The organism is Albimonas pacifica, from assembly GCF_900113695.1.
Taxonomy (GTDB): domain Bacteria; phylum Pseudomonadota; class Alphaproteobacteria; order Rhodobacterales; family Rhodobacteraceae; genus Albimonas; species Albimonas pacifica.
The window spans coordinates 37,822-50,118 of sequence record NZ_FOQH01000013.1; the positions used below are offsets into that span (position 1 = coordinate 37,822).

Sequence of the window (12,297 nt, forward strand, 5' to 3'; positions counted from 1 at the left end):
GGCTGAGCGATGAACGCGCTCCTGCGCCGGGCGGGGCGGCTGGCCGTGGTGCTGGCCGTCGTCACCCTGATCACCTTCCTGCTGGTCGCGGCGCTGCCCGGCGACGTCGCGCTCGACATCGCCGGCGCCGACGCGACCGAGCAGGAGGTGGCCGAGATCCGGGCCGAGATCGGGCTCGATCGTTCCCTCGCGGTCCGCTACCTCGACTGGGTCTCGGGCATCGTCACCGGCGACTGGGGTCAGAGCTGGCGGACCGGAGAGCGGGTCTGGGACGCCATCGCCCAGCGGGTCCCGGCCTCGCTGGAGCTGATGGTGCTGGCGCAGATCATCGCGGTGTCGCTGGCGATCCCGGCGGCGCTGCTCTGCGCGCGGGCGCCGGACGGACGGGTGGACCGCGCCATCGGCTTCCTCGCCTTCGGCTCGGTCTCGATGCCGTCCTTCATGACCGCGGTGCTGCTGATCCTGCTGTTCTCGCTGACGCTGGGCTGGCTGCCGGCCACGGGCTACGAGCCGCTGTCCGCGGGCCTGTGGGAGAACCTGCGCCCGATGATCCTGCCCGCGCTGAGCCTGGCGCTGGTCGAGTGGACGGCGCTGATGCGCACCCTGCGGGCCGAGATGATCGGGGTCCTGCAGGAGAACTACATCGCGCTCGCCCGCGCCAAGGGGATGAGCGACCGGCGCATCCTGGTGGTGCATGCGCTGCGGCCCTCCTCCTTCTCGATGATCACCCTGCTGGGGCTCCAGGTCGGGCGGCTGATGGGCGGCTCGATCATCATCGAGCAGATCTTCGGCATCCCCGGCGTGGGGCGGCTGCTGGTGACCTCGGTCTTCTCGCGGGATTTCATGATGATCCAGGGATGCGTGACCTTCTTCGCGCTGGCCTACGTGCTGGCGAACTTCTGCACGGACCTCGCCTATGCGCGGCTCGACCCGCGGGTCCGCGGCCTCGGGGGGAAGGCGGGCGCCCATGGCTGACGTCGCCGCCCCGATGCCCGCGGCGGTCGAGGACCGCCACGCCGAGGCCATCGCCGCCCACCGTCGCCGCCGGCGCCTGGGTCCGATGTTCTGGATCCCCGCCGCCTGGCTGGTCGTGCTGATCCTCGCCGCCGCCGCCGCCCCCTGGCTCGGCCTCGCGCCCCCCGACGAGATCGACTGGATGGCGATCCAGGCGCCGCCGGGGGTCGAGAACCACATCCTGGGCACCGACGTGCTGGGCCGCGACATCCTCAGCCGCGTGCTGCACGGGGCGCGGGTGTCGCTGACCGTGGGCTTCGCGGCGCCCGCCATCGGGGTGGGCATCGGCCTCGCGCTCGGCCTCGCCGCGGGCTACTTCCGCGGCTGGGTGGACGAGGTGGTGGGCATCCTGATCGACGCCTGGCTGGCGATCCCGGGGCTGGCGGTGCTGCTGCTGTTCTCGGCGGTGTTCGGGGGCTCGCTGTCGATGGTGTGCCTGTCGCTGGGGCTGCTGTTCATCCCCGCCGCCGCCCGCATCACCCGCGCCCAGACGCTGAGCTACGCCAACCGCGAGTTCGTGTTGGCGGCGCGCGCCATGGGCGCCTCCGACGCGCGCATCCTGCTGCGCGAAGTGCTGCCCAACATCGTCTGGCCGCTGATGGCATTCGTGATGATCGACATCCCCATCGCCATCGTGGTCGAGGGCGCGCTTTCCTTCCTCGGCCTCTCGGTCAAGGCCCCCACGCCCTCCTGGGGCGGCATGATCGCCGAGGGGCGCGAGCATATCGAGGACTCGTCCTGGATCAGCCTGATCCCCACCGCGGTGATGTTCGTCACGGTGCTGAGCTTCAACCTCGCCGGCGACGTGATCCGCCGCCGCTTCGCCGACACGCGGGAGGCCGCGCTGTGAGCCTGCTGGAGGTCGAGAACGCCCGCGTCGCCTTCCCCACCGCCCGCGGCCTGCTGACCGCGGTGGACGGGGTGTCGCTCTCGGTCGACGAGGGCCGTGTGCTTGGGATCGTGGGCGAGAGCGGTTCGGGCAAATCCGTGCTGTCGCGCGCCATCATGGGCCTTCTGCCCCGCAGCGCCCGCACCGGCGAGGCGATGCGCATCCGCCTCGGCGGGCGGGAGCTGGGCGCGCTGCCCGAGCGCGAGCTGCGCCGCCTGCGCGGGCGCGAGATGGCGATGATCTTCCAGGACCCGATGACCGCGCTGAACCCGGTGATGACGCTGGGCGACCAGATCGGCGAGAGCCTGCGCCTGCACCTCGGCATGGGCCGCCGCCAGGCCCGCGACCGCTCGGTCGAGCTGCTGGCCGCCGTGGGCCTGCCGCAGCCCGCAACCCGCGTCGACCAGCACCCCCACCAGCTTTCGGGGGGCATGCGCCAGCGGGTGGCCATCGCCATCGCGCTGGCCTGCGACCCGCGGCTGCTGATCGCGGACGAGCCGACGACGGCGCTCGACGTCACCGTGCAGCACGGGATCCTCGACCTCCTGCAGGCGCAGTCGCGCGAACGGGGCATGGCGATGATCCTGATCACCCACGACCTCGGGGTGGTGGCGGGGCGGGCCGACGAGGTGGCGGTGATGTATGCGGGCCGCGTGGTCGAGCAGGCCCCGACCCGCGCCCTCTTCGCCGCCGCCTCGATGCCCTACACCCGCGGCCTGCTCGCCTCGATCCCGCGGATCGAGGATGCGCCGGGCCGGCGGCTGGAGGCGATCGGCGGCCGTCCGCCCGACCTCGTCAGCCCGCCCGCCGGCTGCGCCTTCTCGCCCCGCTGCGCCCATGCCTCCGACCTCTGCCGCCGCCAGGCGCCGGGGCTGGAGGACGGCGGCGCCACCCGCTTCGCCTGCTGGCATCCCGCGCTGGAGGCCGCCGAATGAACGCCCTGACCGAGACCCGCGCCCACCGCCCCGCCACGGAGGGTTTCCTCGAGATCCGCGGCCTGACCGTCGAGCATCCCCTGCGCGGGGGCCGCAAGGTTCACGCCGTCACCGACCTCGACCTGAGCATCGCGAAGGGCGAGACGCTGGGGCTGGTGGGGGAGAGCGGCTGCGGAAAGTCCTCCGCCGCCCGCGCGATCCTGCAGTTGCCGCGGCCGACGCGCGGCTCGGTGCGGCTGGACGGGGAGGAGCTGACGGCGCTTTCGGGCGGGGCCCTGCGCCGGGCGCGGCGGCGGTTCCAGATGATCTTCCAGGACCCCATCGCCTCGCTGAACCCCCGCCGGACGGTGGCCGAGATCGTCTCGGCCCCGCTGGAGATCGCGGGCGAGGGCGACGCCCGCGCCCGCCGCGAGACGGTGGAGGAGATGCTGGAGCTGGTCGGCCTCGACCCCCGCCACGCCATGGACCGCCGGCCGCACGAGTTCTCCGGCGGCCAGTGCCAGCGGATCTCGATCGCGCGGGCGCTGGTGCTGCGGCCGGACCTGCTGGTCTGCGACGAGCCGGTCTCGGCGCTGGACGTCTCGATCCAGGCGCAGATCCTCAACCTGCTGGCGGATCTGAAGGCGCGATTCGGGCTGACGATGCTGTTCATCAGCCACGATCTCGCGGTGGTGAAGAACGTCTCCGACCGGGTGGCGGTGATGCACCTGGGCAGGTTGTGCGAGGAGGCGGGGGCCGAGGCGCTCTACAGCGACCCCGCCCATCCCTACACCCGCGTCCTGCTCTCGGCCGCCCCGCGCCCCGACCCGGACGCCATTCCAAAGCCGCTGCCGATGGCCGAGGGCGAGCCGCCCTCGCCCATCGACCCGCCCTCCGGCTGCCGGTTCCGCACCCGGTGTCCGCGGGCGCAGGCGCTGTGCGCGGCGGAGGTTCCGCCGGTGGTTCCGCGGGGGGCGGGGCACGGGGTCGCCTGCCATTTCCCGCTCGACTGAGCGCCGCGCCCGGGACCGGCGGCGGAGGGGCCCCGGGTCGAGCCCGGGGCGCCCGTGGGGCGGGCGGCGCGCGTCAGGCGGCGGCGCGGGCGCGCTCGGCGGTGGCGGCCAGGGCGTCGGCGATGCGCGCGTGCAGCTCGGTCGGCAGGTCGTGGCCCATGCCCTCGATGGCGACCAGCTCGCAGCCGGGGATCGCCTCGGCGGTGGCCTTGCCGCCCTCGAAGCGCACCAGCGGGTCCTGCACGCCGTGGATCACCGTCGCCGGCAGGTCCAGCGCGGCCAGCTTCGCCGCGCGGCCGGGCGAGGCCATGATCGCCGCATACTGCCGCGCGAAGCCCTGCGGGCGCCAGGCGCGGCGGGCGTCGGCCAGCGCGCGGGCGTGGATCTCCGCCTCCGGCGCGGGGAAGGCCGGCGAGCCGATGGCGCGCGAGGCCGCGACGGAGAGCTTCAGGAAGGTCTCGAGGTCGTCGTCGGGGTGGGGGCGGGGCTTCGACAGCGCCTCCAGCGCCGCGGGCGTGCCGGGGGGCAGGCCGGGCTCGGAGGTGGTGGACATGATCGAGGTCAGCGACAGCGCCTTGGCCCGGTGATCGCAGGCGACGAGCTGGGCGATCATGCCGCCCATCGACATGCCCGCGACATGCGCCTGCGCGATGCCCAGCGCATCCAGCAGCCCGGCGCAGTCGGCGGCCATGTCGCTCAGGCAATAGGGCGCCGCGGGCCAGCGGCCGGCCTGGCGCTCGGCGACGATGGCCTGCAGGTCGGGCACGCCGGCCTCGTCGAACCCCTGGCTGAGGCCGACGTCGCGGTTGTCCATCGCGATCACGTGGAAGCCGCGCGCGACGAGCGCGTCGAGGAACCCCTGCGGCCAGCGGATCATCTGCATGCCGAGCCCGCAGATCAGCAGCAGGGGCGCGCCGGTCTCGGGGCCGTAGGTCTCGTAGGTCAGGCGGATGCCGTTGGCGGTGGTCTGGGGCATGGGGCTCTCCTTGCCGGGCGGGTGCGAGATCTTTTGCATATTTTCGCCCGGGTGAAAATGCGGTCGATGCGGTTTTCGACCCGGGCGCCTCGGTGCGTCCTTTCGCGGGACGGGGCGGACCCTGTATAAGGGGCGGAACAGATTCGAAATAGCGGTATGGTGAAGATGGCGCAGCGTGAAGCAGGTCCGGAGTTCGACGTGATCGTCGTGGGCGCCGGCCTTTCGGGCATCGGCGCGGCGCGCTGGCTGAAAGTGAAGCGGCCGGGCGACCGCATGACGATCCTGGAGGAGAAGCCGAGACTCGGCGGAACCTGGGACCTTTTCCGCTATCCGGGCATCCGCTCGGACAGCGACATGCACACCATGGGCTACGCCTTCAAGCCGTGGACCGAGGCCAAGGCGATCGCCGACGGCCCCTCGATCCTGCGCTACGTGCAGGAGACGGCGGAGGAGAACGGCCTCCTCCCCCTCATCCGATTCGAGACTACGGTCCGCCGCGCCGCCTGGTCGACGGCCGAGGGGATGTGGCGGCTGGAGGTGGTCGAGCGCGGCGAGGCCAAGACCCTGACCACCCGCTTCCTCTTCGGCTGCACGGGCTACTACGACCACCACGCCGGCCACCTGCCGCAGTGGGAGGGCTATGGCGACTACCGGGGGACCCTGGTGCATCCGCAGTTCTGGCCCGAGGGGCTGGACGTGACCGGCAAGCGGGTGGTCCTGATCGGCTCGGGCGCCACGGCCGTCACCCTGACCCCGGCGCTGGCCGAGACGGCGGCCCATGTGACCCAGGTGCAGCGCAGCCCGACCTACGTCGTCTCGCGCCCCGGCGAGGACGCCTTCGCCAACGGCTTGCGCAGGTGGCTGCCCGACCGGCTCGCCTATTCCCTCACCCGCTGGCGCACGATCCTGGCGGGGCGGATGCGGCGGCGGCGGTTCGCGAAGGACCTGCCGGCGGCGAAGCGGCTGCTGGTGGGCGGCGTGGCCAAGGCGCTGGGCGACGCGGTCGACTGGCGCACCCATTTCGTGCCCAGCTACTGGCCCGGCCAGCAGCGGATCTGCGCGGTGCCGGACGACGATTTCTTCACCGCGCTGAAGTCGGGCAAGGGCTCGATCGTCACCGGGACGATCGCGCGCTTCACCCCGACCGGGCTGCGGATGGAGGACGGGACCGAGCTGGAGGCGGACGTGATCGTCACCGCCACCGGGCTGAACCTGACCTTCATGGGCGGCATGGAGCTGGAGGTCGACGGGCAGCCCATCGACCCGGCGAAACTGCTGATCTTCAAGGGCTTCATGTATTCCAACGTGCCGAACCTGGTGTATTTCAAGGGCTACACCAACGCCTCGTGGACGCTGAAGGTGGACCTGGTGGCGGAATACGCCTGCCGGCTGCTCGACTACATGGATCGCCGCCGCCTGACCCAGGTCACGCCCCGCGCCGGCGCGCAGGCCTTCGCGAAGACCGGGGCGGCGCTGAAGTTCACCTCCGGCTACGTGCTGCGCACCGCCCACCTGCTGCCGCGCCACGGGGCCGATTTCCCCTGGATCCACGAGCAGGACTACCTGTGGGACCGCAAGACCCTCAAGCGCGGGCGCATCGACGACGGCACGCTGGATTTCTCCACCGCCCCCGTCGTCCTCCCCCGGGCCCAGCGCGCCGAGGCGGCGCGGCTGGCGGCGGAGTGATCAGCCCTGCTGCGGGAACATTCCGAAGGCGAGCACCGAGGCGTAGAGCGCGATCGCCTCGGCCCGGCTCATCGGCAGGGCCTGCGCCCAGGCGTGCACGTCCCAGGCGCCGTTGATCATCACCGCGAGGCATTGCGAGGCGATCATCGGGTCCACCGGCCGGATCGAGCCGTCGGCGATCCCGTCCGAGATCATCCCCGCATAGCGGCGCGCCATCCGGTCCGCGCCGCGCAGGGCCTGCACCCGCAGGTCGATGGGCAGGGCGTGCAGGGCGGTGATGCGCAGCAGCGGGAACTCGGCCGCAAACTGCTGGGCGAGCAGCGCGCCCACGCAGTCCGCAAGCCGCCGCCAGCCGTCGCCCGGCCGCTCCATCGCCAGGGTCTGGGCGCGGGCCACCCGTTCGTAGCTGCGCGCGAAGCAGTTCATCACCAGGTCGTCCTTGCCCTCGAGGTGATGGTAGAAGCTGCCCTTGGAGACGTTGAGCTGCGCCGCGATCCGCTCGACCGAGGCGCCGCGGTAGCCGCGCACGTTCACCAGCACGGTGGCCGCGCGCAGGAAGGCCTCGGGGCCCGGCTCGCCGGAGGGGCCGCTCTGCTCGGGCGGGTCGATGACCAGCGGGCGCGGCGCCCAGGCCCCGCCGGGGGCGGCGAGGCCGTCGGCCAGCAGCTCGACCATCCGCTCGCGCACCCGCTCGAAATCCTCGGTGGGATAGTGGTGCAGCCAGGCGCGCATCCAGTGGGTGACGTCCAGCAGCACCTGCGCGCAGGCGACCGCGCGGGGCGGCGCCTCGGGCAGGGCGGCGGGGTCGAAGGGGCCGGGGGCGAAGAACGCCGCCGCCCGGGCGCGCATCGCCTTGTAGCGGTCGATCAGCTGCTGGCGCAGCGGGTCGTCCAGCGCCCGGATCTCGGAGAGGATGGCGATGTGGCGATCCTCGCCCGCGCGCACCCGCCGCTCGCGTTCCAGGCGCAGGTCGATGAAGGCGGCGACGCGGGCGCGGGGATCGGGCGCGCGGCCCGCGGCCTCGGCCATGTCGTCGAGCCGCTGCACCGCCCGGTCGAGGGCGGCGGCGGCGAGCTGCTCCTTGCGCTTGAAATAGTAGGTGATCGATGTCGTGTTGAGGCCGACGGCCTCGCCCACGGCGCCGAAGGTCAGCCCTTTCAGGCCGCGGGACGAGATCAGCTCGTCCGCCGCATCCAGGATCCGCTCGCGCTTGGCGCGCCAGCGGTCGGAGGGATCGGCGATCTGGGGCGTGTCCAGGGTCATGTTCCTGAAATAGCAACAGCGCGGGGGCGCCGTCCATCGGCGAGCCGAACCGACGCGACGAAGGGAGAGACGACGAGATGACTCCGCAGGAGAATGTGGACCTGTCGGGCCGCGTGGCGGTGGTGACCGGGGCGGCCTCGGGCATCGGGCGGGCCTCGGCGCTGATGTTCGCCGCGGCCGGCGCGGCGGTGGTGTGCTGCGACAAGGCCGAGGGCGTGGAAGCGACGGCCGAGGCGATCCGGACGGCCGGCGGGCGCGCCGCGGCCCGGGTGATGGACGCGGGACACGAGCCCGACGTCGCCGCCGCCATGGAGGCGGCGGAGGCGGAGTTCGGCGGGCTCGACGTCGTCTTCGCCAACGCCGGCATCACCGGGGGCGTGCGCGAGTTCCTCGACGCCGGCCCCGAGGTCTGGGCCGAGGTGCTGCGGGTGAACCTGATCGGGCCCTATCTCGCGATCCGCCACGCGGGGCCGCGGATGGCGGCGCGGGGCGGCGGCTCGATCATCATGACCGCCTCGGTCGCCGGGATCCGGGCCAACGCGGGGCCGGCGAGCTACTCGGCCTCCAAGGCGGGCGTGGTGAACCTGGCCCAGACCGCGGCGCAGGCCTTCTCGGGCACGGGCGTGCGGGTGAACTGCATCTGCCCGGGCCTGATCGAGACCGAGATGACCCGGCCGATCTACGACTACGCCAAGGCGATGGGCACGGAGGTGCCGATCGGCATGTCCAACCCGCTCAAGCGCGGCGGCGTGCCGGACGAGATCGCCACGGCCGCCCTGTTCCTCGCCTCGCCGCTGTCGAGCTACGTCAACGGCCATGCGTTGGTGGTGGACGGGGGGCTGTCGTCCTCGCATCCCTGGACGGGCGCGCGGCCCTTCTCGGCCGCCCGCGGCGGCGAGGCGAAGGCGGCGGAGTAGCCGCGCCCGCCGCGGCGGGGACGCGCGAGCGCGCGCGCCCCGGGCTCGACCCGGGGCCCGCGCCGCCGGCGCCCAGGGGCGCCGGCGCTCAGAAGGCCAGCGCCAGGATCTCGCGCACCTGCTCGGGGCCGTCGATCCGGCGCGGGTTGCGCTTCACCGGGCCGTAGCCCATCGCCTTCTCGGCCAGCGTGGGCAGGTCCGCCTCGCTCAGCCCCGCCGCGCGCAGGCTGCCGGGCACGCCCAGGCGCTGCACCAGCTCGGCCAGCAGGTCGCCGGCGGGGCGGCTCGGATCGCCCAGCGCGGCGGCGAGCGAGCGCTGCCGATCGCCGTTCACCGCCGCGTTCCAGCGCATCACCGCCGGCAGCATCACGCACGACGTGACGCCGTGCGGCACCCCGAACCCCGCCCCCAGCGCATAGCCGATGCCGTGGCTCGCGCCCGAACCCGCGCCCCCCATCAGCGCCAGGATCCCCTGCCACATGCCGAACTGCGCGTCCTGGCGGGCGAGCAGGTCGTCGGGGTCGTCGCGGATCGCGGGCAGGGCGCGCGACAGGCGGTGCGCGGCGCCCAGCGCGTAGAGGTCGGTCATCGGGTTGGCGGTGGGCGAGCAGAACGCCTCGCAGGCGTGGTCCATCGCCCGCATGCCGGTCGAGACCAGCAGGTCCAGCGGCGTCGCGTCGGTCGAGGCGGGATCGAGGATCGCCACCCGCGGGATCAGGATCGGCTTGGCGAAACCGTGCTTCACCCCGGCTTCGGGGTTGGAGATCCCGGCGATGCCGGTGAACTCGGCCGCCGAGAGCGTGGTGGAGATCGAAATCGCCCGGATCGCGCCCTTCGGCTTCAGGTCGCTCGACGGCTTCCAGCGGTCCGCCTGGGCGCGCAGGCCCTCGACCGTGTCGACGCCTTCCTCGAGGCAGATCTGGATCGCCTTGGTCGAGTCGACCACCGACCCGCCCCCCACCGCCACCAGCACGTCCGCGCCCGCGGCGCGCGCGGCGACGGCGGCCTCGACCACCTCCGTCTCGGGCGAATGGGCCGAGATCCGGTCGTAGACCCCGACGCAGGCGTCGCCGAGACCGGCGAGCGCCCGCGCCAGCGGCCCGCCCTCGGCCCGCGCCAGCGAGCGGGTGGAGGTCACGAAGGCCCGTTTCAGGCCGGCGCGGGACAGCTCCTCGACCAGCGCCTCGGCGGCGGGACGGCCGAAGACCACCCGCTCCTGGGGCGCGAGGTCGAGGGCGCCGCGGATCGGGCCGTCGGGATGGTCGGGCGTCGTGTCGGACATGGCGTGGCTCCTCCCCAGGATGCGAGTTTGCGCCAGCATGGGGCGCCGCCGAGCGGCTGGCGAGATCCGACGCGAAGAATCCGCCGGCCGCCGGCAGGTGTCGCGCAAGGCGGCGCGGCCGGGTTAAGAGGGGGGGCGACACGGGAGGAGAGGGGACCGCGGGATGAACATCGCGCTCTGGCTGCACCAGACCGCGCTGCTGCGCGCCGAGGCGCCGGCGGTGAAGGTCGGCGAGGCGCTGCACGCGCGCTACGGCGACTACGCCGCGCGCACGCGCGCGCTGGCGCGGGCCTTCGCGGGCATGGGCGTGGGGCCGGGGGATCGGGTGGCGCTGTTCGCGAAGAACGATCCGGACTACCTGGCGGTGATGCACGCGGCCCTGTGGCTGGGCGCCGTCATCGTGCCGGTGAACGCCAAGCTGCACCCGGTCGAGGCGTGCTGGATCCTCGCGGACTCCGGCGCGCGCATCGCGGTGACCGAGGGCGGCGACCTCTCCGCCCTGCCCGAATGGCCCGCCGGCTGCCGGGAGATCGGTCTGCGCTCCGACGCCTTCGCCGCGGCGGCGGCGTCCGGGCCGCAGGACCGGGCGACCCCGCCGCGGGCGGTGGCGGGCGACGACCTTGCGTGGCTCTTCTACACCTCCGGCACCACCGGGCGGCCGAAGGGGGTGATGCTGACCCACGCCAACCTGCGGGCGATGGCGGCGACCTATACGCTCGACGTGGACCCGGCGCTGGCCACGGACCACCCGCTCTACGCCGCGCCCATGTCCCATGGGGCGGGGCTCTACAACTTCCAGTTCATGCGGGTCGGCGCCTGCCACGTGATCCCGCCGGGCCGCGGCTTCGATCCCGGAGAGATCGAGGGGCTGGCGGGGTCCCTCGGCGGGCTGGTGTTCTTCGCCGCCCCCACCATGATCCGCCGCCTCGTCGCCCATGCCCGCGCGAGCGGCTGGCGGGGCGAGGGGGTGCGCACGGTGATCTACGGCGGCGGGCCGATGTATCTGGCCGATCTCGACGAGGCCGTGGAGACCTTCGGCCCCCGCTTCGTGCAGATCTATGGCCAGGGCGAGAGCCCGATGACCATCACCGTGCTGCCGCGCGACATGGCCGCCGACCGCGACCATCCCCGCGCCGAGGCCCGCCGCGGCTCGGTCGGCTACGCCCATGCCTGCGTCGAGGTGCGGGTGGCGGACGCGGACGGCGCCGACTGCGCCTGCGACGCCCCCGGCGAGATCCTGGTGCGCGGCGACACGGTGATGAAGGGCTACTGGAACCGCCCCGAGGCCACCGCCGAGACGCTGGCCGGCGGCTGGCTGCACACCGGCGACATCGGCCGGCTCGACGCCGAGGGCTTCCTCACCCTGACCGACCGCTCGAAGGACGTGATCATCTCCGGCGGGACCAACATCTACCCGCGCGAGGTCGAGGAGGTCCTGCTCGCCCACGCCGACGTCGCCGAGGTCTCGGTGATCGGGATCCCCAACGCCGAGTGGGGCGAGGACGTGCTGGCCTTCGTGGTCCTGCACCCCGGCCGCCACTGCGGCCCCGAGGCGCTCGACGCCTGGTGCCGCGCCCGCATGGCCGGCTTCAAGCGGCCCAAGCACTGGCGGTTCCTCGAGGATCTTCCCAAGAACGCCTACGGCAAGGTGCTGAAGACCGAGCTGCGGGAGCGGGCCTGACCCGCCCGCCGCCGCGCCGCCCCGACCGGGTTCCTTCCGACCGCGCCCCGACCGCGCCCCGACCGCGCTTCGGGCGAGCCCCGGGCCTGACCCGGACCTGACCCGGGGCCTCGCGCCGTCGGCGCCCCGCGAGAGGCCCCGGGTCGAGCCCGGGGCGCCCGCCCGGGCCCGCCGTCGCGCTCAGGCCAGCAGGAACGACCGGATCAGGACCTGCCGCTGCGGCCGGACCACCTCCAGCGTGCCGACGAAGACCCGGGCGTTGAGCCAGTCGCACTCGCCCGCGGGCGCGCAGACGAAGATGCGGGAGCGGGCGTAGGCGAGGCCGCCGTCCGGCGCATAGTCGATCAGCACCAGGTTGCGGACCTCGATGGCGACGCCCCCGTCGGTGCGCATGTGGTAGATCGCCTCCAGCTCCTTGCGCCCGTCGGGGCGCAGGCGCTGCAGGTCGAAGCCGCCGGGCAGGATCTCGCCCTTGAAGGGGCGGGGCGAGGCGGTCTCGGGCGCCAGCCGCCCCTCGAACCGCCCGCCCAGGATCGGGACCACGAAGCGGTGGCCGTCGGGGCCCGCGCCATGGTCGAGCGTGGGGGCGATGTCGACATGCGCCTCCCAGCAGGGCAGCAGGCGGGGCTCGGTCGCGGAGAAGGGCATGGCGGCTCCGGAGG

The 12,297-nt window shown here is 73.7% G+C and carries 11 protein-coding genes; 7 read left to right on the top strand and 4 right to left on the bottom strand.

Annotated features, from left to right (window positions below):
- The first annotated feature begins 9 nt into the window (after positions 1-9).
- Genes BM064_RS23360 through BM064_RS23375 form a run of 4 tightly spaced genes read left to right on the top strand, consistent with a single transcriptional unit; the run spans position 10 to position 3,830 of the window.
- On the top strand, positions 10-975 hold the full coding sequence (locus BM064_RS23360; protein WP_092864818.1) for an ABC transporter permease: 966 nt from the start codon (positions 10-12) through the stop codon (positions 973-975).
- Positions 968-1,864: an ABC transporter permease gene (locus BM064_RS23365; protein WP_218161113.1), complete on the top strand. Its 897-nt coding sequence runs from the start codon at positions 968-970 to the stop codon at positions 1,862-1,864. Before BM064_RS23360 ends, BM064_RS23365 begins: the two co-directional genes overlap by 8 nt.
- Positions 1,861-2,838: an ABC transporter ATP-binding protein gene (locus BM064_RS23370; RefSeq protein WP_092864821.1), complete on the top strand. Its 978-nt coding sequence runs from the start codon at positions 1,861-1,863 to the stop codon at positions 2,836-2,838. Before BM064_RS23365 ends, BM064_RS23370 begins: the two co-directional genes overlap by 4 nt.
- Positions 2,835-3,830, top strand: coding sequence for an ABC transporter ATP-binding protein (locus tag BM064_RS23375; protein WP_092864825.1), 996 nt, complete (start codon positions 2,835-2,837; stop codon positions 3,828-3,830). The genes BM064_RS23370 and BM064_RS23375 overlap by 4 nt, the downstream gene beginning before the upstream one ends.
- A gap of 73 nt (positions 3,831-3,903) precedes the next feature.
- Here the strand turns inward: BM064_RS23375 and BM064_RS23380 are convergent, their stop codons facing one another.
- On the bottom strand, positions 3,904-4,806 hold the full coding sequence (locus BM064_RS23380) for an alpha/beta fold hydrolase (protein ID WP_092864828.1): 903 nt from the start codon (positions 4,804-4,806) through the stop codon (positions 3,904-3,906).
- Between the two features lie 165 nt (positions 4,807-4,971).
- Between BM064_RS23380 and BM064_RS23385 the strand changes: the two genes are divergently transcribed.
- On the top strand, positions 4,972-6,492 hold the full coding sequence (locus BM064_RS23385; protein ID WP_218161114.1) for a flavin-containing monooxygenase: 1,521 nt from the start codon (positions 4,972-4,974) through the stop codon (positions 6,490-6,492).
- Here the strand turns inward: BM064_RS23385 and BM064_RS23390 are convergent, their stop codons facing one another.
- The gene (locus BM064_RS23390) at positions 6,493-7,755 is read right to left on the bottom strand and encodes a TetR/AcrR family transcriptional regulator (protein WP_092864834.1); all 1,263 of its coding nucleotides are present in this window, start codon (positions 7,753-7,755) and stop codon (positions 6,493-6,495) included.
- Between the two features lie 77 nt (positions 7,756-7,832).
- On the opposite strand from BM064_RS23390, the gene BM064_RS23395 reads away from it, so the two are divergent.
- Positions 7,833-8,672, top strand: coding sequence for an SDR family NAD(P)-dependent oxidoreductase (locus BM064_RS23395; protein ID WP_092864837.1), 840 nt, complete (start codon positions 7,833-7,835; stop codon positions 8,670-8,672).
- 88 nt (positions 8,673-8,760) lie between these two features.
- Here the strand turns inward: BM064_RS23395 and BM064_RS23400 are convergent, their stop codons facing one another.
- A complete protein-coding gene (locus BM064_RS23400) occupies positions 8,761-9,954 on the bottom strand; it encodes an iron-containing alcohol dehydrogenase (RefSeq protein ID WP_177236381.1) in 1,194 nt (397 codons plus the stop codon).
- A gap of 163 nt (positions 9,955-10,117) precedes the next feature.
- On the opposite strand from BM064_RS23400, the gene BM064_RS23405 reads away from it, so the two are divergent.
- Positions 10,118-11,635: a class I adenylate-forming enzyme family protein gene (locus BM064_RS23405; protein WP_092864843.1), complete on the top strand. Its 1,518-nt coding sequence runs from the start codon at positions 10,118-10,120 to the stop codon at positions 11,633-11,635.
- Between the two features lie 180 nt (positions 11,636-11,815).
- Here the strand turns inward: BM064_RS23405 and BM064_RS23410 are convergent, their stop codons facing one another.
- Entirely contained in the window at positions 11,816-12,283 is a 468-nt protein-coding gene (locus tag BM064_RS23410; RefSeq protein WP_092864846.1) for a DUF3237 domain-containing protein, read from the bottom strand.
- Between the last annotated feature and the right edge of the window lie 14 nt (positions 12,284-12,297).